This window comes from Allolucifera butyrica (assembly GCF_900476375.1).
Classification (GTDB): domain Bacteria; phylum Bacillota; class Negativicutes; order Sporomusales; family UPPP01; genus Lucifera; species Lucifera butyrica.
On sequence record NZ_UPPP01000116.1, the window covers coordinates 129,271 to 150,223 of the forward strand.

Sequence of the window (20,953 nt, forward strand, 5' to 3'; positions counted from 1 at the left end):
GAAAGAGAAGGAAAATTAGAAAGAGATGTTTCTGTTTGTTCCTATATTATTGCTCCTAAAAAATTCGCTGCTTATACTTAAAGTGTAAAAAAGATAAAAGCTAAAGGGGCAAATAACGATGAAGAATGGAATCAAAATTGTTACGATAGGCGGCGGCAGCAGTTATACACCGGAGCTTATGGAAGGCTTAATAAAAAGATATCCGGAGTTGCCAATACGCGAAATTTGGCTTGTAGATATACCCGAGGGGGAAGAAAAATTAAACATTGTCGGTGCGTTGGCGAAGCGTATGTGGTCGGCGACTCCCTATGATGTAAGAATATACCTGACCCTAGACCGGCGGGAAGCCTTGAAAGATGCGGATTTTGTTACCACACAGTTTAGGGTCGGACTTTTGGATGCGCGCATTATAGATGAAAGAATCCCGCTGTCACATGGCATGTTGGGACAGGAAACGAACGGAGCCGGCGGGATTTTTAAAGCTTTTAGAACCATACCGGTGATGAAAGCGATTATTGACGACATGCGTGAGCTATGTCCTGAGGCCTGGTTGATTAATTTCGCTAATCCCAGCGGTATGGTGACAGAGGCGGTCATAAAACATTTTGGATGGAAAAAATGTATTGGTCTTTGTAATGTGCCGGAGATTGCGATGATGCGAGAACCGGCTGTAATCGCCCAAGAAAGAAAAGATATGCATTATCGTTTTGCGGGATTAAATCATTTTCATTGGCATAAGGTATTTGACTCGAATGGAATGGATATAACCCGGGAGCTGATTGCGCACATAAACGATAAGGACGGCGGTACACCGGCCAATATTTATCAGGCTGAATTTCCTTTAGAACTTTTGTATTCAACGAACTTACTGCCGTGTGGTTATCATCGGTACTATTACATGAAAAAGGAAATGTTGCAGCACAGTTTAGCGGAATTCGCCAAAGGAGAAACACGGGCCGAGCAAATGAAGAATGTGGAAAAGACCCTGTTTGAGTTATATAAAGATGAGAATCTGGCCAGTAAACCGGCAGAGCTGGAAAAGCGGGGCGGCGCATACTACAGCGATGCTGCCTGCACCTGTATTCATGCAATACACAATGACAAGAAGATTCATATGGTAGTAAGCACAGTAAATAAGGGGGCGTTACCGTGTCTTGCCCCGGATTCTATCGTTGAAGTTTCGAGTATCCTATCCGCTACGGGAGCAGAACCGCTTGCCTGGGGAGAAATGAGGGCTCACGAGAAAGGCTGGCTGCAGCTCATGAAAGCCATGGAAGAATGTATTATTGAAGCTGCAATTACGGGCGATTATGGCATGGCATTAGAGGCTTTTACTATGAATCCGCTGGTAGATAATGGGGCAGAAGCGAAGGCGGTTTTAGATGAACTCTTTGTAGCGCACGAAAACCATCTTCCCCAGTTTGCCGCCAAAATACGTGAGTTGAAAAAGCAAGGGGTAGTCCCTAAAGACCCGGTGGCAGCAGAACTGATAGCTCAGAGAAACGGAGGAAAGATATGACAAGTTACCGGTTGAAGAACGAATATATCACGGTAGCAGTAAATCGTTTTGGCGCAGAACTAAAATCATTAGTATCCAATGAAACCGGCCGGGAATATCTTTGGCAAGCAGACCCGGCGTATTGGCGGCGAACATCGCCCGTGTTGTTTCCGGTGGTGGGGCGGCTTAAGCAGAACAGTTACCAATACCGGGGAAAAACCTATCCGATGATGCAGCACGGATTTGCCCGGGATAAAGAATTTACCCTTTTGGAACAAACGGATAAGACCCTTCATTTTATGCTGGAAAATGATGCGGCGACAATGACAATATATCCATTTGATTTCCGCCTGATTATCGGCTATGAGATTGTAGGGAAAAAGGTTGTTGTCAGTTGGCGGGTTGTAAATACGGGAGATAAAACGATGTATTTTTCTGTCGGTTCCCATCCGGCGTTTATTTGTCCCTTCGATAAAAACGAGAGACAATCGGATTGTTTTTTGGCTTTTGATACGTCCGGACCGCTAGTTTACCACCATATCGGCAAGGAATATCTCTATCAAAATCAGGAGTATCCAATAACGTTGAAAGAAGGAGCCCTTTCCCTGGAAGAGCATCTTTTTGATTTGGATGCGTTACTCTTCGAAAATTATCAATTTCGTCAAGTATCGCTTTTAAATAGTGACAAAAAGCCATATCTGTCGGTAAAATTTCATGCTCCGGTGGTGGGGATTTGGTCTCCGCCCAAAAAGAAGGCGCCTTTTGTATGTATAGAGCCCTGGTTCGGACGGTGCGATGCTGAAAATTTTGAGGGAACTCTTGCGGAGCGGGCATATGGAAATATGCTGGCGGGAGGCGCGGAGTTTGGGGCTGAATATACCATTGAAATTATGTGAAAATAGAAAACATTGGGAAGAGAAAAAGGAAGGAGGTGTTTACTTTGTTTGGAGTGTTTAAGAAAAGAAAAGGGGTGTTATGCGCCACACAGAGCGGTTCGATCCTGGTGCTGGAAAACGTTCCGGACCCGATGTTCGCCGGTAAGATGTTGGGCGACGGTTTTGCCGTATTGCCGGCCGCTGCGGAAGTTTACGCGCCGGTGAGCGGGGAGGTCGTTTCCGTATACGACGGTTCCTTTCACTGCTACGGTTTGCGTGATGAAAATGGCGTAGAGGTTCTTGTCCACATTGGAATCGACACGGTTCATCTCAAAAACGGCGAGATCACGCCCAAAGTCACGCAAAATCAAAAAGTCAAGGCAGGCGATTTAATTGCCGTAGTCAATCTGGAAAAAATCAAGTCGGCGGGCATTAACCTACATACAATGACGATTATCAGCAATCTAGAGAAGGTAAAATCATTGCAACTGCAAAAAAAGAATGCCGTCACGCACGGCGAAGCGGTTTTGGAGTACACGCTTGTATAAAATAAAGCGTATTTCATTCGTTATGCCTATGCCATTATTTTTTTAATGCCTACTTAAAAGTTTTATTAATCTAAGAGGAGATGAATGATGAATTATGGGAAACAGTCAAAGCGGAAAAGCATTTGAAGTGCTGCAAAAAATGGCGAAATCCTTCTTCCTGCCGATCTCCATATTACCTTTCGTCGGTATTCTGCTGGGGATTGGCGCATCGTTTACCAATCCTTCGACAATCGCTTCTTATCATCTGGAAGGGATGCTTGGTCAAGGTACAGTTCTGCACGTATTCTTAGAAATTTTAAAAGCCGTCGGTATCGTTGTTTTCGGTAATTTACCGCTCCTCTTCGCTATGGCAGTAGCACTCGGCTTGGCAAAACAGGAAAAGGCTGTCGCGGTTTTCGCTGCGGCGATTTCCTTTATCGCCATGCACGCCTCAATTAACGTGCTGCTTACTGCGAAAGGCACTGTTCTTGCCGATGGCTCGATTCTAAAAGGTACGGCTCCCGGAACCATTACGCATGTATTGGGCATTACCTCCCTTGAATTGGGTGTCTTCGGCGGGATTATCGCGGGGCTGATGGTTTCCTATCTGCATAATCGTTTCTATAAGATACAGCTTCCTGCCGTCATTTCCTTCTTTGCCGGGTTGCGTTTCGTACCGATCATAAGCATTCTATCTTCCGTTCTGCTCGGTGCCGTCTTCTTCCTTGTTTGGCCGGTCATCCAGACCGGGATTGCCGGTCTCGGCAATATCGTCGTGAGCTCGGGTCTTGTCGGCACATTCCTCTTCGGTTGTATCGAACGTGCTTTGATCCCATTCGGGCTGCATCACGTATTTTATATCCCGATCTGGCAGACCGCACTGGGCGGCAGCATGGAAGTGGCCGGTAAGATGTATTTCGGTGCGCAGAATATCTACTTCGCGCAGCTTGCTGATCCGAATACAAAAGCTTTCAGCATAGATGCCGTAAAATTCCTCGTTGGCAAGTATCCGTTCATGATGGGCGGTCTGCCGGGCGCGGCCCTTGCCATGTACCATTGTGTAAAGAAAGAAAACAGAGCGGCGGTCAAAGGTCTCTATCTCTCGGCGGCATTGACGACTTTTCTTACCGGTATTACGGAACCGATCGAGTTTACTTTTCTCTTCCTCTCGCCGCTGCTCTTCGGTATCCACGTTCTCCTCGCCGGAACGGCATTCGCTGCCTGTGAACTCTTACATATTGCTGTCGGTACAACCTTTTCCGACGGGCTGATTGACTTTTCGATTTTTGGTATCCTGCAAGGGGCTGCAAAAACCAACTATCCACTGCTAATTGTTCTCATGCTGGTCTATGCTGTTATATACTATGCTCTCTTCCGTTATCTGATCGTCAAATGGGATGTGAAGATTCCAGGAAGAGAAGACGATTTCTCTGCAGACAATGCGAAACTGTATACGAAAGCTGATTATCAGGCGAAGAAAAATGCCGCAGAAGATGATGAACGCTCATGCAAGATCCTTGAAGGAGTCGGCGGCGTAGAAAATGTCATCGATATCGACAACTGCGCGACACGCTTGCGTCTGACTCTTGCCGACGGAACGAAGGTCGATGAGGCGCTGCTCAAGACAACCGGCTGTTCGGGCGTCATCAGGCGCGGCAACGCAATCCAGCTTATCTACGGCCCGATCGTATCGGTGCTTAAAAGCCAGTTTGAAGAATATGTAATGAGTAAGTGTCGAGGGGACGGGGTTGTCGACAACAAGGATGTTACCGGGTAAAAGCATAGGGCAAAAACGGGTCATAAAAGCCTGCATGATGTGGGAATTCACATTGTGCGGGCTTTTTCGATTTTTTGTCATAATATTGTCATAAAGTACGTTTATTATAGGTATAGCAGTTCATCTAATAAGTTGCCTGTACTGGATTTTTCGCACATTCTGCAAAGTATGAATGAATGGTAAACCGGGAGGGGGTGGTAAGGGAAAGCAGGCAGTAAAATACAGTTGATATGGTTTCTCATTCTACAATATAAGGGGGAGTTAAATTTTGAAAAAACTGATACTTTTCGCCGTAACCTTATTGATGTTTATGTCGGTGGCCGTGACTGCAAGTGCTCAAGATTGGCAAGGCCGATTCTTCGACGGGAATCACCGCCTGATTTCCCTAAGGTCCATGGCTAATGGAGAATTTGTAACCGCCGCTGATGACGGGAATTCTCCGCTGATAGCGGACCGGGATTGGGCGAGAAGGTGGGGCACCTTTGAAGTCGTTCCTATGGGACCGCACCGGATCGCCCTTAGATCGATGGCCAATGGGAAATTTGTAACCGCCGAGAATGCCGGGAATTCTCCGTTGATAGCCAACCGGGATTGGGCCAGGGAGTGGGAAACTTTTGAAGTTGTCCATATGGGACCGCACCGGATTGCCCTTAAGTCGATGGCTAATGGAAAATTTGTAACCGCTGAGAATGCCGGGAAATCCCCGCTGATAGCCAATCGCGACTGGGCCAGAAAGTGGGAAACCTTTGAAGTGATTGAACGAAACTAGGGTACATACTAGAAAAGTAGAGTTTTTCTTTATATCGAGAGGCAGGTTCTTCGGGACTTGCCTTTTGTATTTAGCGCCAAAAGAAAGCTGCCTCAAATTTTTTTTGAGGCAGCCTCTTTGTTTTAAGTATTTATTTTTTATTAAAACAGAGTTGTTGTCGCGTATTGCGGCCTTTTTAATGATTAATTACTAAAATTAGAAGCTCCATTTCAGGTTGGCGCCAAATTCATTGTCGGTGCCGGGGCTATTGTTGTATTTTTTCAGCGACAGCAGATATGCATTGAAGCCAAGGGCCTTGCTCAGGTCGTGATGATAAGCGTAGGTAAAGCCCTTATAGCCAATACCCTGGAAAGTTGAGTTGTCCATAAAGGCCTCGTAATTCGGATAGTAAACACCACCAATAGCCGAGTTTACAAGGTCGACGGAATTAGCCTGCACGCTGTTGTAAGCAATCGTGAAGGAGCTTTTGTCCCAGCTGTAGGTGCCGCCGATGGTATAGGCATTGGTGTCGCTGCTGGCATTGGACCTGGCAAATTCCCCATTTAACGCAAAGTTTTTGCTCAAATTGGTAGATGCGTTAACGCCCCAGTAATTGGCGTCGCTGGTGGGACTGGTTTTCTTAGCCAAAACTGCCCCCAACGTTACGTTATCAATATTACTGCTTAGATCAAGACCCAGCCAATTTTGATTGTCAAAGTAATTATCTTCCACGGCATTATTGATACTGCCTTTATTATTGCCGGAAAATGCTTTACCAGCAACCACTTTGACATTAAGGTTGTTCAGTTTGCCCGTGGCAACGAGTCCGTCAAAGTAGGTCAGCGGATTAATGTCGTTTCCAGCGTAGAAGATGGAACCTTGACCAAGTTGAGCGCCTTGACGGCCGAGCGAGAAGGTCCAGTTCCCATAATTGGCTTTTAAGCCAAACTGGTCCAGGTTAAAATCACTGGTAGTGGATTTACCCGACGGGTCGTTGACCTGACCGCTGAAACGGGTGAAAAAGCTGGTGTTTTCGTCGAGTTTGCCGGAAAATTTAAATTCGGTGGACATTTTGTTTGCCGTGTTGCCATCATCGTGGAAAGCGCCGTCATGATTTGAACGGAATTCATACTTAAAGTCGCCGCTTACATCAACCGAATAGGCCAGAGCGGTGCCGACCACGGACAATCCCAAACCGACTGCAAGAGCAATAATAAATCCTTTTTTCACTAGAGTACCCCCCTTGGTTTCTTGCTTTTTTTATTCAGATAACGTGCACCGGGGGATAAGTTTCTTCCAATTTCCTTATCCTGAAATACAGTTATCCATCTAAAAGATCTACGTTCAGGCAACTATAGATGGACCTCCTTTCCAGCCGGAACATCGATTCTTTCGATTTATGAATGGATCATTAAATTTTCGTATTGGTTTACAATAGTTTCAATAGATGCTATCTAAAAGGTTCCTTTTAATTAACAAATTTTAATTTATTATAAAGTACAGTCCTAATTTATGTCAATCAAAAAGTTATTATTTAAAACATTTGTATACTTAAAAAAGACAGAGTGGGAGCACTTATCCCGCCGACATATTGCCCCTAAAAAACATACTGTTATAATTTATTCGGCTTTATGTAAAAGTGCAATATGTTTAATCATTAAATTACAATAAATTTATTGTGAAAAAAATATTGTAATTGATGACGTTGTCGGTTAGAATTATACTGGAATAAAATATAAAAGCTGTTAATTACTGATTGCTTTTTTAACCAGGGAATAACGAATCTGTATTTTTAGTAAGGAAGGATTGAAAAAAGATATGAGTGATTTAGTAGACTTATTGGGCTGGATTGGGTTACCACTAATCATAACAATCGGAACTATTTATTATGTGTTTCGTTCTGTAACCCGTAATAGCAGGATGATGAAAAAATTAGTAAGTGCCGGTGTTGTGGCTCCGGCGAGGATTGACAATCTGGAACAAACCGGAACGATGATCAATAATAATCCTGTACTGAGAATTTGGGTTACGGCTTATCCTCAGAACCAGCCTCCGGTTCAGCTTGAAATTAAACAATTGGTTTCTCTTATTTCGATACCCCAGGTGGGCAGTCAGGTCGTAGTTGCCTATGATCCGCAAAAACCTCAGGAAGCAATTATTTTAAGCAAGGAATATACGGATCAATTAAAAAATGGTAACGGCCTGGCAGGCAACACTTCCAATAGCAATTTACCATTTAGACCGGTAATACCCAATACGAACTTTGGGCGTAGGATCTTCCTGCGCATGGTGCTCTTTTTGATCGGTATGGCCGCGATTTTTGCCTTTGCCTGGAAGGATCAGCTTGTCAACGAAGCCTACAAGTTTCTGCCGGAAACAGCGACAAGCCTTCGGGGCCAATGGGTCGGTACCATGGAATTAGATAAATCATCGAACGATCCGGCCAAGAAACCGGAGAAGGCCGTCATCCATATCAACTTCCATATGAAGCAAGCCTTCCTTGGCTGGTACGACGGGGACGGCGAAATGTTGATTCAGGGGGAGAATAAGCCTCATCACATCAAGCTTTCAATGGTTGAGGAAAGGGACGACGGAAGAATCAGCGGCAGCAGCGATTCCGGCGGAATTGATTTCTTCGAGGCGAAAAAGAAAGACGGAACAATAAACTTAAAGCTGAAAGGGAGCGACAACCAAGACCTTACCGGGGTTCTCCACAAAGGAAATGATGCGGAATACCAGGTTCTTTGCAAAAACCTGCGCGCAGGGACGTTGAAATAACACCGGAACAATCGTGACGGATAAAGGAAAATTGGTGAACGCTTTTTTGGTGGGTAGTGACAGCTTGGCTGACACTACCCCTTTAATTTTGGCCGTCAAAAGGGTAATGAACCAAGAAAATAAGACGAAAGTCCCAAAGTGTCAAGGGGACGGCAGACCAGAAAATACATGAGGAATTTACCTGGAAAGCTTATCATCTTGGACAGGGCTTATTTGCGTTCATTGTCCTATTCGAAAGTTCTGAGTCAATAAACAGTATCGAAACATACAATGTATTGTTGAGGATATTTGAGTTGGAGCAGTCGGAATTTGACAAAAATTTAGTATGGAGATGTTAGGATGATAGTTCATTGTGAAGATAAATATGTGTCACGCTTTATTGTACCGTCAGATTCAAATAACAAAAATTTTATATTTGATATGCCGGAAACTTGGTGGAGCAGGCCGTATGAATATGAGTGGGCCAGACAGTTTGCCGAAGAAAATGATATTTGTTTAGATGCCGCCTGTGGCCTAAGTCACCCACTCAAATTTTATTTGCATGACAAATGCAAAGTTGTGCATGCCTGTGATATAGATGAACGTATTGTCGCTAGTACTAAAATTCTGGAGGATATAGCAGTTACCGTTGGAGAAGAAACGGCCTGCCATTTTCCGGCAAAGTATCTAAGTGATATAAAATATAAGCAGGCAAATATAACGAATTTGCCTTATGAGGACAAAATGTTTGACAAAATTTATTGTATATCAGTACTAGAACATCTGGCACCTTTGGATATAGTTAAGGCATTTTCTGAACTTGCAAGGGTTATAAAAGATGAAGGATTAATGATACTTACTTTTGACTATCCAAGTATAAACTTGCAGTTATTGGAACAAGTGGTTACTCATTCGGGGCTAAAATTTGCAGGGCATGTGGATTTTAAATTACCCAGTGACGCAATTTTTTCCGATTTGTGGGGGCGTTTATATTGTTTTCGGGGGCTGTTAAGAAAGCAATAAAGATATGTCCTGATTTTAGAGCAAAGATAAGCCGGCGCCAGGAAGATAGTCTTTGATGGTATTAAGTTTGCAAATTTGCTTATATAAAATAATTCATGTAGTTGCGGGGTGATTTTTTAACAAACAATATCATATTCTGTACCAACACTGTAGGAAGGTATGAGCAGAATTTGCGATTCGTTGCTGCAGTGAAATACAGGGTAGAGGAGGAGTCAGAATTGTCCGGAATACCCATTTCGGCTGTCTGTGATAGACCAACTGACGTTTTAGCCTCCAGTTTGTGTGAGCCATGATTGCGGAACATGCCCTCAGAAGGCTGATCGAGGGGAACGAGCGGTATATAATTGGGCAATGTGCGATCATTGATGTTAGCATGGAACGAAGGAAAGAATTGACGGAGGGGCAGCAGCCCTTTGCGATTCTCATTGGCTGCTCCGATTCCCGTGTGCCGCCGGAGATAATATTTGGTCAGGGACTTGGTGATTTGTTCGTTGTAAGAACGGCAGGCGGAGTAGTCGATGACTTGGTTCTGGGCAGCGTGGAGTACGCGGTTTCCCATTTTGGCGTAGAGTTAATCGTGGTGTTAGGACATGAGGATTGCGGCGCGGTTAAGGCGGCGGTGGAGGGAAATCATGAATCCGGCGGTATTGCTTTCATTATGGAAGCGATAGAACCTGCCGTGGAAAGAGCGAAAATGCAGGTAGGAAACTTACTGGATAATGCCATTAAAGCCAATATTGACCTGAATATACAGCGGGTCAGATCTTCGCCTGCTATTAGGGAAGCCATGAGAAAGGATTGTCTTAAAATCGTTGGTGCATTTTATGATATCTATGATGGTCTGGTACAGTTCTTAATTTAACCCCAGCCCTCGTCGGCTCCCGGTTTCGTTGGCTTATTTGAATCGTACTGGTTTTTTCCAATAAAAGTATTTATATATATAGGATTCAATTTTTGAATTAGAGCTAACCGGGTGCGGTCGGCTCTTTTTAGTGTCAAGGGGACGGGGTTATTGACAACCCGGACGTTGTGAGGTAAGCTAAACTAGGGGTGTAAAAAATGCCACGAAAGGCTAGAGAAAAAAGTGAAAGCGGAATTTACCATATAATTATGAGAGGAATCAATCGGCAAACGATCTTTGAAGAGGAAGAAGATCAAGCTCATTTTCTGCAAACCCTCGGGAAATATAAGGAAAAAAGCCAATACAAAGTATATGCCTATTGTTTAATGGGAAATCATGTTCATTTGCTGTTGAAAATTGGAATTGAACCATTAGAACAAGTGATGCGACGTTTATGTGGCAGTTACGTATATTGGTATAATACTAAATACCAAAGAGTCGGGAACCTGTTCCAGGACCGGTTTAAAAGTGAACCGGTACAAGACGAACAATATTTTCAGATAGTGCAAAGATATATCCATCAGAATCCGGTAAAAGCGGGACTGGTCAAGGAAGTAGGAGAATATAAATGGAGCAGCTATAATGAGTATGTCGATCAGGCCGGCTTGGTAGATGTAGAACTAATGCTTGGAATGATAAGCGAGGAAAGAGAAAAGGCAATACGAATCTTTACAGAGTATACCAATGAAATTAATGAGGATGTATGCCTGGACATAGACAATGAAAAGGGACGGATTACAGATGAAGAAGCAAGATTAATAATAAAAACAGTATGCAAAGTAAAGAACGCGATAGATTTGCAGAAGTTCGATGTGACAACAAGAAATGAATATTTGAAGAAACTAAAGGCGGAACACTTGTCTATTCGCCAAATTGAAAGACTTACAGGTATTAACCGTGGGATTGTTTTAAAAGCATAAAGGGGTGTCACAAACCCCGTCCCCCCGACACCAACGAAAGACTAGAGAAAAAGGGGAAAACGGAATTAAAGGGACTATGAATTATTTATAGAATCTGATAAGATTAATTGAGAGAGGATATCAAGTTACAAGAACTTTTATTAATACGGGAAAAGAGGAAAACCAAATGATTAAAACAGCTACCAAACAATTAAAGAACGTTTTCCTGGCAACTCTAATGCTTTTGGGAACAATTTCATTAACCCAACCCGGCATAATCCATGCTGCTGCGTCATCTTCCATCGGTATCGTAAACTATCAACTGTTGGTCCAGCAGCATCCGGACATGGCCCAAGCGGAGGCAACTTATCAGGCGGCAGTCAAACAAGCGCAAGATGATTTTAATGCCAAGTCGGCTAACATGAATGACCAGGATAAAAAGGCTTTATATCAGCAGCTTCAACAAGGTCTTCAGCAAAAGCGGATGGAACTCTTAGGGGCTATTAATGATAAAGTCGACGCTGCAATAAAAGAAGTTGCCGATGCCAAAGGCTTGACCATTGTTATAGATAAAAGCCAGGTCGTTTACGGTGGACAGGATATAACGGACGATGTAATGAAAAAGATTACGGGTAAATAAATTAAGCAGCAAAAGGTCAACGGACGTAAAAAATCCGTTGGCTTTTTTTTCCTGGCAGAAGTGTAAAGTGTCAAGGGGACACGTTCCATTCCCGTTCCTGACACGTTTTCTAGCGATTGGTATCTAAACAGATACTATAATACATAAAAGTACGTACTTGCCATTTGGTTCCTGCTTGTTTAATATAACAATAGAATAGGATAGGGAAAGAAGGCAGCAAGTATGAATTTAATCGAAGTAAACTCATCACAATGTGTAAGGTGCGGAATTTGCGCCGAAGTTTGTCCGGTGGGAATTTTGGCTATGGGAGAGGATGGGATAAAAGCAATTAACCCGGAAGCATGTATTGCTTGCGGACATTGTGTTGCTGTTTGCCCGCAGGCGGCCATTGATAATAAAAAGACGCCGCTGGCAGAGCAAAAAGAAATTGAATCGTTTCCGGTATTCGACGCTGAAACCGCTCAGTTATTTCTTAGGGCGAGACGGTCAATACGTAGTTATAAAAAGATGACGGTTCCCAGGGAGAAATTACTGCAGTTGATTGAGATTGCGCGATTTGCGCCGACCGCCAGCAATAAGCAGGGAGTTTCCTTTACTATTGTTGAGGATAAGAATATTTTACAGAAAGCCACGGAGAGGATTATCGAGTGGATGGAAGGGCAGGAGCAATCCGGTTCCCATTGGAGCTTTGTGCATCATATTCGTGCCTATCGTGAGTTTGGAAGAGATCCCATACTCAGGGATGCTCCACACTTAATTATAGCCACAGCACCCCCAACCCTTGCCCGGGGGAGAGAAAATACGGTTTTTTCGCTGGCGTACCTTGAATTATACGCACCCGCTTTAGGACTGGGTTCCTGTTGGGCAGGTCTTTTGGAAATGTGTGCCTTTGCAGGATATGGTCCGTTATTGGATTTGTTTAAAATTCCGGAGGGTAAGGTCATAACCGGTGCAGTTATGGCTGGATACCCTAAATATTCGTATAAAAGGCTTGTAAATAGAAATCCATTAGACATTACCTGGCTATAATTATTCCGTATTATATTCGACTTGAAACGAGTGAGTCGTTAAGGGGTGAATATAAAAAGGGGAGGACGCTATGAAACTAACCGTTTTAGTCGATAATAATACGATCATTGACCGGTACTTTCAGGGAGAGCCTGCGGTAGCGTATTTTATCGAAGCGGAAGGAAAGAAATATCTTTTCGATACAGGCTACTCGGATCTATTTTTGAAAAATGCCTATAAAATGGGGGTCAACCTACTGGAGCTGGATGCGGTCATTCTCTCTCATGGGCACAATGACCACACCGGGGGATTGGAGGAGTTAGTCCGTTTTTACACGGAAGCGGCCCTGGAAGGCCGCAAGTTCCAATTGCCGATGCTGATCGCCCATCCGGAGGCTTTTCGGGAGAAGCGGGTAAATGAGCTGCCTATCGGCTCCCTGCTTACGGCGAACCAGTTAAAAAACACGTTTTCGCTAAATCTTAGCAGAGAGCCGGTCGCGTTGTCGGATCAATTGATGTTCCTGGGGGAAATTGAACGGAGCAATTCCTTCGAAGCAATGGAGCCAATCGGCGAAACGCTGAAAGACGGCCTTTGGCAAGATGACTTCGTGTTAGATGATTCGGCCTTGGTATACAGGTCCGGCCAGGGGCTGGTTATCATTACCGGCTGCTCGCATGCGGGAATTTGCAATATTATAGAGCAGGCCAAGAAGGTATGGCAGGAAGAACGGATATGCAGTATTATCGGTGGCTTTCATCTTTTAAATCCCAGCCGCTCCCGGCTGGAACATACCTGTGAATACTTTCAAAGACAACAGATCGGCACGGTTTATGCCGGCCATTGTACGGACATCCATTCGAAAATGAGGCTGGCGCAGGCAGTTGAGATTCAGGAAATCGGCGTAGGACTCGTCGTCGAATTTCTCTAGCTCTTGTGCATTTGTTAGTTTGCTATAAGGTACGGTTTTTTGCCAAACCCTATGACGACGGCGCATCATAAGAATAGTTTTTCACAAATTCAATGAAGGCCCTGCCGGCTAATGGCAGGGTCTTGTTTGGTTTCCAAATAAGGCCCATATCCAGAAAAAGGTCAGGTGCGAGCGGGATTTTAATCAGTTGCCGGGATTCGACGATGGAATTTGCCGGCAAAAAGGAGATGCCCACTCCCTTTGAAACCAAAGCTTTTATGGTTTGAAATTGATTCGTAGAGATTACAACATTGGGTTTCGCTTTGTATCTTGCATATTCGTTTAAAATCACTTCCCGCAGGACAAAGCCCTCATTATAGAGGATTACCGGTTCATTTTTTATTTGTTCGAAAGTTAACGCGGATGCAGAGCTGAGAAAATGTCCGGCAGGAAGACAGACGACAATTTTCTGGGAAGTAATCCGATGTAAATGGAGTTCCAATAAATCCGGCGGTAAAATGACGAGGCCAACGTGAACTTCTTCGTTTTTCACCCTATTCACCGAGGTGGAAGAACCATCTTCTAAAACCTGCATTTCGAGGAAAGGATACTTACTTTTAAACGCCGCAAATAGCTGAGGAAAAATATAGGCCCCCAATATGGGCGGCACGGCAATGCGGAAGGTTCCTTTGGTTAAATTTTTATATTCTTCCATCGTATCTTTGGCCATAGCGACTTGTTTAAGGATTCCCCGCGCCAGGTTGAAAAACACAGTACCCTCTTCGGTCAAAAAAACGCTTTTTTGATTCCGGTCTATAAGATGAAAACCCAGTTCTTCTTCTAATTTGTGCACAGCTTTCGAAATGGCAGGCTGGGATATGTGCAATCGCTCAGCCGCTGCGGTGAAGTTTTTTAACTCCGCTACAGTAACGAAATATTCCAGTTCTCTTAGTTCCATCCCTATTACCTCGCTATGATAACTTATGGTTATAATAACATGACTATACAATATTTCAACTATTATTTTTAGCGATTTATAATAAAGACAGATACGGATGATTTCCTGGAAAATATTTTACCTAGGCTGGTGATATTTATGAAACAAGGCAGAGCATTCAGTGTTATTGAAGGCGTAACCGGAAATTCCGCATATGCAGGGATGGTCAATTCAATTTTAAATGAGGATACGCTCGGGGGGAAAATGAAAAAGATAGTACGTTATCAGGATGCCAAGGGAGATTCATTTTATGGTTTGGTAACGGACGATAAAATTCTCCGGCTTGAAGGCGGATTTGACGAATTGGTAAAGGAAACCTTTACATACGGTGGAAAAACGGCTGAATTCGATGAGGTTAAAATACTGACTCCCGTAGAACCTTCCAAGGTTGTAAACTTTGGCTGGACCTTTGCCGGACATGCAAAAGAAACCGGCGGCAAAGCCAATCTTAAAGAACCGTTTCTTTTCCTAAAACCACCCTCGGCCCTGATTGCCAATCAGGAGACGATATGCCTCCCCCCTAACGATTTGAGCAATAAAGTGGAACTTGAGGGGGAACTAGCGGCGATTATAGGGAAACGATGCAAAAACGTCAAAGAAGAAGACGCGCTAGATTATATCTTCGGCTATACAATCTTTAATGATGTTACAGCCCGGGATCTTACCCATACGGACCCGCAATTTACCCGCGGTAAAGGCTTCGATACCTTTGGTCCGATAGGACCATGGATTGTAACCGGCCTTGACCCTGCAAACCTGAGAATTGTGACTACTTTGAACGGCAGGGTGGTGCAGGACGGCAATACGTCGGATATGTCGCTCAGCATACCGTTCCTTATTAGCTGGATTTCCAATATAATGACCCTGGAACCGGGGGATGTTTTGGCGCTTGGGTCGCCTTCCGGAACCTGTCCGATGAAATCAGGCGATGTTGTAACTGTTGAAGTGGAGCAAATCGGACATTTGACTAATCATGTGAAATAGCGGTAATAAGTAGTAGGATTTAGCTCGGTAAATAGGCCTCCTGTCAGTTTGGCAGGAGGTTTGTTGATTTTTAAACATGAAGTCAAGAATGATTGCATACATTACAGGAGATGCCCTGATGGGAATATTTAAATTGTGGAGGAAATTGGTGTATGGAGATAGATAGCGGTAAGTTTCGCTATATCGTTGGAATGTGTTCAATAATAGGCGGTATATTATTTAACTTGACTGAAACTTGGTATTTCGGGTGGCATCTGAAACCTCAATTACCGGCAGAAATGATTTGCGATTATATAGCGCAGGTAGCTATAGTTAGCGGATCGTTAATTGTGGGGTACGTAATTATGTTTCAAGGTGGAAATAAAGACAAGGAAGCCTGAATTTTAATTAGTTTTTAGTTGATTCTCTTTTGAAAATAATAATTATTCTGCTATAATAATTATGGAGAATATAAGAAAGTAGGGAGAGTTATGCGTGGGCTCAAAGAATTGTGGAAAGAAATAGAACAACTGCAAGAAGAACTCCATAAAATTATTAGTAAAAAGGGTATTAATTCACCGGATGCAATTCGGGCAAGCCAAGAGTTCAGAAATAAGATGAGGGAATATAATGACCTGGAAAATCCAATTGAGCCGTAAGGCTCTTTTCTTTTTATGTACAAGGTAACAGATAAAAACAACGGAACAACTTATCTTTGCATTAAATATGCTATTAGTAGATAGTATATGAGGCGGAGGTGATTCTTTTGGAGCAGTTAAGCACTTTTGTATCAGTTCTTAAAGCTTTACTTAAATATTCCGAAGAACACGGTGACCGGAATATTTCTATTAGCAAACTAAAGACATTACTAAGTCATTACGATCTCTAGTGTCAAGGGGACGGGGTTGTTGACAACCGAAGATGTTATGGGGTAACTAGGGATGTACAAAATGCCACGCAAGGCTAGAGAAAAAGCGAAAGTGGGATTGGTTATATACGCCTTCTCTGGTTGGTTTTTGTAACACTCTTGTGATATTTTTGTAATAGCTTTGTCATAATAAAGTTGTATAATGATTTACAGCGGAACAGTATGCCTGTTACTGAAAAGGAGTTAAATAAAATGCAATATGTATCCTATTTTATAATCGCTGTATGTACTGCGACGATTTACCATTTGGTTCGCCGTATTACCGGTTTATCAACGGAAAATAGCCGTCAACCTTAGGGTGGACGGCTATTTTTGCGGGAATTGATGTTTTCTTTATAAGGGCTTCAGGTGATTAAATTCCGGGTCGATCGTTGTGATACTTTTCAGGGTCCCGGTCTTTGTAATGGTGATCTTTGTCGCGGTGATGTTCCCGCTCCTCGGACGAATGGACCCGGACGTAGAGAATTTGGCCCTGTATATTCTTTTGAATCAGGATTCGTTCTCCGGGTTTAATTTTGGCTAGATCGACTGGTGCCCCTGTCAGGTCGATGGTTTGCGTCCGGAAGAAGCTGGCTACCGTAACTTGGCTGTTATCCACAGCGGTTACAACGCCACGGACTTGAAACATGGAACGGAATCCCGCGCCCAATACGCCGAGTATCACAATCAGGAGTACGGCCAGCAAAATTTTCTTTTTGTAGACGATAAGTCCGTTTTTGATTTGAAGCAGGAAATCTTTAAACATAATGGAAACCTCCCTTATTGATTGCTTCCACTACAGAATAAACGCTCTACATTACACTGCCATTAAACCCAGATTAGAATCCGATTAAAATTTGGCTGTAACTCTTCCCTTTTTACAAAAAAAGTGGTTTTATAGGAGTAAGACAGGAGCAAGTTAAAGGAGGCAGGCCGGGTGCCAGGTGAAAATACAAAAATATTGATTGTGGAAGATGAATGGAAGATCGCCCGCTTTCTGCAAATGGAACTGGAACACGAGGGGTTTCAGACAGCCACGGAAGCGAACGGCCGCCAGGCTCTGGACCGGATCATGCAGGAAGACTTTGACTTAGTCCTGTTGGATGTCATGCTGCCGGAAATGAACGGGGTTGAAATTTGCCGGCGGGTGCGGGAGCTATCGGACATTCCCATCATTATGGTAACTGCCAAGGACGATATCGAAGACAAAGTAACGGGACTGGATACCGGAGCGGATGATTATATTACGAAACCCTTTGCTACGCCCGAACTGCTTGCCCGGATCCGCGCGGCGCTCCGCAAACACAGGCCGGGGCAGCTGCCGGCCGAAGAAAATGAATTGCATATAAAAAATCTGGTACTGTTTCCAACCCGCTATGAAGTCAGGGTGAATCAGGAGCCGGTGGAATTAACCAAGAAAGAATACGACCTCCTTGAGTATCTCGTCCGCAACAAAAACATGGTGCTGGACCGTGACCGCATTCTCCAGGAAGTATGGGGTTATGAATATATGGGAAATACGAATGTGGTAGATGTATATATTCGCTATTTGCGCTGCAAGCTGGACGAGCAATACGGACAAAAATATATACACACTGTCAGGGGAGTCGGTTATGTGGTCAAGGATTAAGCAAATTGCCATCCCGATCTCGGTTAAGCTGACCGTTCTGTATGCCGTCATTCTTTCCTGCATTCTTCTTTTTACCAGCGCCCTTACGGTTGCGGGATTATATTATGTATTATATAACCAGACATTTGATGAACTGAACCTAAGCGTAAACAATGTAACGCATTATCTGGCGGCGGGAAAGCCCGTAGGCCCGCAGCTGTTCAAGGAGAACCTGACCGGACCGGGTGTAATCCTAAGAATTTTTGACGCCGAAAACCGTTTGCTATGGGATAGCGCTCCCTACTTGCCGTATAATCATGACTTTTTCCGGGACCGGGAAGAGGAGCGGGAAAAGCCTCCTCCGGCAATGGGGATTTTCAAAAAAAGAACCCTCCATGAACTTCACCTTGGACATGCTCATTTTTATTATCGGAAGCAAATCGTTTGGCAAAATGGCCATGTTTATCAACTTTATTTTTTAACGAAGACAGTAGAGCAGGAGCATTTTCTCAATAAACTGGTTCAGAGTCTTCTGGTAACGAATTTGATCGGTCTGTTGATTGCGGTCATCTCCGGTATTTTCATCAGCCGGAAAGTTTTGCGTCCCATCCGCGATATAACGGCTACGGCCAAAGAAATCGAGGTTAATGACCTCACAAGACGGATTCCGCTTACCAATAGTCATGATGAACTGCAGGAATTAGCCAAGACCCTGAATCATATGCTGAACCGGGTTCAAGCCGGGTTTGAACAGCAGCGGCGCTTTGTCTCCGACGCATCCCACGAACTCCGGACGCCCATTACCGTAATCAGCGGTTACGCCGATATGCTGGACCGCTGGGGCAAACAAGATCCGTCTGCCCTGGAGGAAGGAATCGAAGCCATCAAATCGGAAGCGTCGAATATGTATGGGCTGATTGAAAAACTGCTTTTTCTGGCCAGGGCCGACCAGAACAGGCAAGTCATGAATAAAACCCGGCTGGCTATGCAGCCACTGATCGAAGAAGTTACCCAGGAAACCCGCCTGATTGCTCCGGACCATCAGGTTGTTCTCCAGCAGAATGACTGTGCCGCTATTTATGCGGATGCGTTATCGATCAAACAAATGCTGCGGATTTTTATTGAAAATAGCATCAAATATACTCCCACCGGGGGAACTATCCGGATCTCTTCCCGGAAAACCGGCGATTATCTGGAAATCGCGATTGAAGATACCGGAATCGGCATACCGGAAGAAGAACAGCCGAAGATTTTTGAACGTTTTTACCGGGTGGATAAATCACGGTCCAAGATGACCGGCGGAACCGGCCTGGGCCTGTCTATTGCCCGCTGGATTGCCGAACAGCATAACAGTTCGATCCATCTGGCCAGCACGCTGGGGAGCGGAACTACGATAACCGTGCGGATTCCCCTGGCTATAACTGAAACGTAATTGCGGGGTATGCCATGCGTCCTGACGGGGGCACCCAATGTCATTCAGCGGGAGCTCCCCGGAGTTCCCGGGATCCGGGAAGTGGAATGCTGAATATTCTAATATAGCTGAAATCAAAACAATAAACAACCCCGCTCCTGCTCAGCAGGAGCGGGGTTGTTTATTGTTAGGCGCAGCATCTTAGGATATTCAATACCTCTGAACAAAATGCATAAAATGGACAATATGAATAAATTATGTTTATTCGGAAAATTAAGTCGTATTATTGAGTCGTGAGAATTTTATATACAATTTATTTGTTGGGGGGGTGACATCCGTATTTTTGATATTTCCGGTAAGCGCCACTAAAAAAGGGAGGTAACAAAGTAAATGAAAAAAAGTATTCATTTTGCCAGGTTGTTAACATTAGTTCTCATGATTTGTTTATTTGCAGGGCTATTTCAAGTTGCCAGCGCAGCGGGTCCCACCGGATACCGCATAACAAAAACCACTTTACTGGGTGGAGAGGGAACCTGGGATTATCTTACCTTCAACAACAATACCCGGCAGTTGTTTATTGCCCGCAGAGGCCCTGGCGTAACCGTATTCAATGTGGATACGCAGAAAGTTGTCGGCATAGTTGACGACACGAAAGGTGTTAGCGGAATCGCGCTCGCTCCCGAGTTTAACCGCGGTTTTGCTACGATCTCCGACGATTCGGCAGTTAAAATCTTCGACTTGACTACCCTTGCTCCGGTGGGTACAGTCTCTGTTGGGGCAGATCCCGATTGCATAGTTTATGATCCAGCCAGCAAACTGGCATTTTCAATCGGCGGCAAAGGCACAATTACTGCTATTGATCCGGCCTCCGGAACGGCGGTGGGATCAATTACCCTTCCGGCCAAAAAACTGGAGTTTGCTCAGGCGGATGGGAAAGGTCATCTTTATGTCAATATGAATGATCAAGCCAAGGTGGCGGTTATTGATACCAATACACTGGAATTGACGGCGACCTGGTCTTTATACCGGGCTAAACTGAATACGCCGATGGCTATCGATACGGAAAAGGGACGTCTGTTCGTCGGCGGCCGCAACGGCTATCTGACAGTTTTAGATACCAACAACAACGGCAAAATTTTAGCGGAACTGCCTATTCTCGGATATAATTGCGACTCGATTGTATACGATCCGGGGACTAAAATGATTTTTGTTGCCAACATGAACGCCGTTATGACTGTTTACAAGGAAACAAAAGAGGGGAATTATGTTGTAGCCGATAATGTCTTTACTAAAGATTGGGTGAAGACGATGGCTCTTGACCCTAAAACTCATTCGATCTATCTTGCAGGGGGCCAAACGGGAGAATATATACCCGGTAAAGTCTGGCCTAAACTGATTCCGGATACCTTCTCGGTATTCACTGTTTCCCGCCAATAATTTCCTGCCCTCAGGGGCGTTAGACGTGATAATTTTAAGAAAAACTTGGTGTAATCTGAAACCCCGCCC

The 20,953-nt window shown here is 44.2% G+C and carries 21 protein-coding genes; 18 read left to right on the forward strand and 3 right to left on the reverse strand.

Translation table 11 applies throughout. The annotated features are described in order from the left end of the window. The first annotated feature begins 118 nt into the window (after positions 1-118). The 5 genes from LUCIF_RS22965 to LUCIF_RS22985 all read left to right on the forward strand — a co-directional run bounded on the left by LUCIF_RS22965 (position 119) and on the right by LUCIF_RS22985 (position 5,446). Positions 119-1,519: a 6-phospho-beta-glucosidase gene (locus tag LUCIF_RS22965; RefSeq protein ID WP_122630146.1), complete on the forward strand. Its 1,401-nt coding sequence runs from the start codon at positions 119-121 to the stop codon at positions 1,517-1,519. Continuing rightward, the gene (locus tag LUCIF_RS22970) at positions 1,516-2,394 is read left to right on the forward strand and encodes an aldose 1-epimerase family protein (protein ID WP_122630147.1); all 879 of its coding nucleotides are present in this window, start codon (positions 1,516-1,518) and stop codon (positions 2,392-2,394) included. Before LUCIF_RS22965 ends, LUCIF_RS22970 begins: the two co-directional genes overlap by 4 nt. Before the next feature lie 53 nt (positions 2,395-2,447). Then, positions 2,448-2,921, forward strand: a complete 474-nt coding sequence (locus LUCIF_RS22975) for a PTS sugar transporter subunit IIA (protein WP_243638786.1) — start codon at positions 2,448-2,450, stop codon at positions 2,919-2,921. A 94-nt stretch (positions 2,922-3,015) separates the two neighbouring features. Then, positions 3,016-4,677: a PTS transporter subunit EIIC gene (locus tag LUCIF_RS22980; RefSeq protein ID WP_122630149.1), complete on the forward strand. Its 1,662-nt coding sequence runs from the start codon at positions 3,016-3,018 to the stop codon at positions 4,675-4,677. A gap of 268 nt (positions 4,678-4,945) precedes the next feature. Beyond that, entirely contained in the window at positions 4,946-5,446 is a 501-nt protein-coding gene (locus tag LUCIF_RS22985; protein WP_122630150.1) for a fascin domain-containing protein, read from the forward strand. Positions 5,447-5,641: 195 nt separating this feature from the next. Here LUCIF_RS22985 and LUCIF_RS22990 read toward each other — a convergent pair whose 3' ends face one another. Further along, positions 5,642-6,655: a porin gene (locus LUCIF_RS22990; protein WP_122630151.1), complete on the reverse strand. Its 1,014-nt coding sequence runs from the start codon at positions 6,653-6,655 to the stop codon at positions 5,642-5,644. Between the two features lie 588 nt (positions 6,656-7,243). Here LUCIF_RS22990 and LUCIF_RS22995 point away from each other — a divergent pair. From LUCIF_RS22995 to LUCIF_RS23025, 7 genes are all read left to right on the forward strand, one after another. Further along, entirely contained in the window at positions 7,244-8,203 is a 960-nt protein-coding gene (locus LUCIF_RS22995; RefSeq protein ID WP_126720624.1) for a hypothetical protein, read from the forward strand. A gap of 339 nt (positions 8,204-8,542) precedes the next feature. Then, on the forward strand, positions 8,543-9,205 hold the full coding sequence (locus LUCIF_RS23000; RefSeq protein ID WP_122630153.1) for a class I SAM-dependent methyltransferase: 663 nt from the start codon (positions 8,543-8,545) through the stop codon (positions 9,203-9,205). Positions 9,206-9,494: 289 nt separating this feature from the next. After that, a complete protein-coding gene (locus LUCIF_RS23005; protein WP_122630154.1) occupies positions 9,495-10,067 on the forward strand; it encodes a carbonic anhydrase in 573 nt (190 codons plus the stop codon). A gap of 197 nt (positions 10,068-10,264) precedes the next feature. Beyond that, on the forward strand, positions 10,265-11,026 hold the full coding sequence (locus tag LUCIF_RS23010) for an REP-associated tyrosine transposase (RefSeq protein ID WP_122630155.1): 762 nt from the start codon (positions 10,265-10,267) through the stop codon (positions 11,024-11,026). Positions 11,027-11,192: 166 nt separating this feature from the next. Continuing rightward, positions 11,193-11,645 (forward strand): OmpH/Skp family outer membrane protein, encoded by a 453-nt coding sequence (locus LUCIF_RS23015; RefSeq protein ID WP_122630156.1) that lies wholly within the window; start codon positions 11,193-11,195, stop codon positions 11,643-11,645. 222 nt (positions 11,646-11,867) lie between these two features. Beyond that, on the forward strand, positions 11,868-12,674 hold the full coding sequence (locus LUCIF_RS23020) for a nitroreductase family protein (protein ID WP_122630157.1): 807 nt from the start codon (positions 11,868-11,870) through the stop codon (positions 12,672-12,674). Between the two features lie 70 nt (positions 12,675-12,744). After that, entirely contained in the window at positions 12,745-13,581 is an 837-nt protein-coding gene (locus tag LUCIF_RS23025; RefSeq protein ID WP_122630158.1) for an MBL fold metallo-hydrolase, read from the forward strand. Between the two features lie 49 nt (positions 13,582-13,630). Here LUCIF_RS23025 and LUCIF_RS23030 read toward each other — a convergent pair whose 3' ends face one another. After that, complete coding sequence (locus LUCIF_RS23030; protein WP_122630159.1) at positions 13,631-14,518, reverse strand: LysR family transcriptional regulator; 888 nt, start codon at positions 14,516-14,518, stop codon at positions 13,631-13,633. 138 nt (positions 14,519-14,656) lie between these two features. On the opposite strand from LUCIF_RS23030, the gene LUCIF_RS23035 reads away from it, so the two are divergent. From LUCIF_RS23035 to LUCIF_RS23045, 3 genes are all read left to right on the forward strand, one after another. Continuing rightward, positions 14,657-15,541 (forward strand): fumarylacetoacetate hydrolase family protein, encoded by an 885-nt coding sequence (locus LUCIF_RS23035; RefSeq protein WP_122630160.1) that lies wholly within the window; start codon positions 14,657-14,659, stop codon positions 15,539-15,541. Positions 15,542-15,693: 152 nt separating this feature from the next. Beyond that, positions 15,694-15,921: a hypothetical protein gene (locus LUCIF_RS23040; RefSeq protein WP_122630161.1), complete on the forward strand. Its 228-nt coding sequence runs from the start codon at positions 15,694-15,696 to the stop codon at positions 15,919-15,921. A 108-nt stretch (positions 15,922-16,029) separates the two neighbouring features. Beyond that, on the forward strand, positions 16,030-16,179 hold the full coding sequence (locus LUCIF_RS23045) for an aspartyl-phosphate phosphatase Spo0E family protein (protein WP_165866130.1): 150 nt from the start codon (positions 16,030-16,032) through the stop codon (positions 16,177-16,179). Between the two features lie 621 nt (positions 16,180-16,800). Here LUCIF_RS23045 and LUCIF_RS23050 read toward each other — a convergent pair. Continuing rightward, the gene (locus LUCIF_RS23050; protein ID WP_122630163.1) at positions 16,801-17,193 is read right to left on the reverse strand and encodes a hypothetical protein; all 393 of its coding nucleotides are present in this window, start codon (positions 17,191-17,193) and stop codon (positions 16,801-16,803) included. A 171-nt stretch (positions 17,194-17,364) separates the two neighbouring features. Here LUCIF_RS23050 and LUCIF_RS23055 point away from each other — a divergent pair, with 171 nt between their 5' ends. From LUCIF_RS23055 to LUCIF_RS23065, 3 genes are all read left to right on the forward strand, one after another. Beyond that, the gene (locus LUCIF_RS23055; protein ID WP_122630164.1) at positions 17,365-18,057 is read left to right on the forward strand and encodes a response regulator transcription factor; all 693 of its coding nucleotides are present in this window, start codon (positions 17,365-17,367) and stop codon (positions 18,055-18,057) included. Then, positions 18,041-19,468: a sensor histidine kinase gene (locus tag LUCIF_RS23060; protein ID WP_122630165.1), complete on the forward strand. Its 1,428-nt coding sequence runs from the start codon at positions 18,041-18,043 to the stop codon at positions 19,466-19,468. Before LUCIF_RS23055 ends, LUCIF_RS23060 begins: the two co-directional genes overlap by 17 nt. A 369-nt stretch (positions 19,469-19,837) precedes the next feature. Then, entirely contained in the window at positions 19,838-20,884 is a 1,047-nt protein-coding gene (locus tag LUCIF_RS23065; RefSeq protein ID WP_122630166.1) for a YncE family protein, read from the forward strand. Positions 20,885-20,953: the final 69 nt, after the last annotated feature.

Coding starts and splice junctions, on each gene's coding strand:
- LUCIF_RS22965 (WP_122630146.1), top strand. CDS start 119: ATGAAGAATGGAATCAAAATTGTTACGATAGGCGGCGGCAGCAGTTAT.
- LUCIF_RS22970 (WP_122630147.1), top strand. CDS start 1,516: ATGACAAGTTACCGGTTGAAGAACGAATATATCACGGTAGCAGTAAAT.
- LUCIF_RS22980 (WP_122630149.1), top strand. CDS start 3,016: ATGGGAAACAGTCAAAGCGGAAAAGCATTTGAAGTGCTGCAAAAAATG.
- LUCIF_RS22995 (WP_126720624.1), top strand. CDS start 7,244: ATGAGTGATTTAGTAGACTTATTGGGCTGGATTGGGTTACCACTAATC.
- LUCIF_RS23000 (WP_122630153.1), top strand. CDS start 8,543: ATGATAGTTCATTGTGAAGATAAATATGTGTCACGCTTTATTGTACCG.
- LUCIF_RS23005 (WP_122630154.1), top strand. CDS start 9,495: ATGATTGCGGAACATGCCCTCAGAAGGCTGATCGAGGGGAACGAGCGG.
- LUCIF_RS23010 (WP_122630155.1), top strand. CDS start 10,265: ATGCCACGAAAGGCTAGAGAAAAAAGTGAAAGCGGAATTTACCATATA.
- LUCIF_RS23015 (WP_122630156.1), top strand. CDS start 11,193: ATGATTAAAACAGCTACCAAACAATTAAAGAACGTTTTCCTGGCAACT.
- LUCIF_RS23020 (WP_122630157.1), top strand. CDS start 11,868: ATGAATTTAATCGAAGTAAACTCATCACAATGTGTAAGGTGCGGAATT.
- LUCIF_RS23025 (WP_122630158.1), top strand. CDS start 12,745: ATGAAACTAACCGTTTTAGTCGATAATAATACGATCATTGACCGGTAC.
- LUCIF_RS23030 (WP_122630159.1), bottom strand. CDS start 14,518: ATGGAACTAAGAGAACTGGAATATTTCGTTACTGTAGCGGAGTTAAAA.
- LUCIF_RS23035 (WP_122630160.1), top strand. CDS start 14,657: ATGAAACAAGGCAGAGCATTCAGTGTTATTGAAGGCGTAACCGGAAAT.
- LUCIF_RS23040 (WP_122630161.1), top strand. CDS start 15,694: ATGGAGATAGATAGCGGTAAGTTTCGCTATATCGTTGGAATGTGTTCA.
- LUCIF_RS23050 (WP_122630163.1), bottom strand. CDS start 17,193: ATGTTTAAAGATTTCCTGCTTCAAATCAAAAACGGACTTATCGTCTAC.
- LUCIF_RS23060 (WP_122630165.1), top strand. CDS start 18,041: ATGTGGTCAAGGATTAAGCAAATTGCCATCCCGATCTCGGTTAAGCTG.
- LUCIF_RS23065 (WP_122630166.1), top strand. CDS start 19,838: ATGAAAAAAAGTATTCATTTTGCCAGGTTGTTAACATTAGTTCTCATG.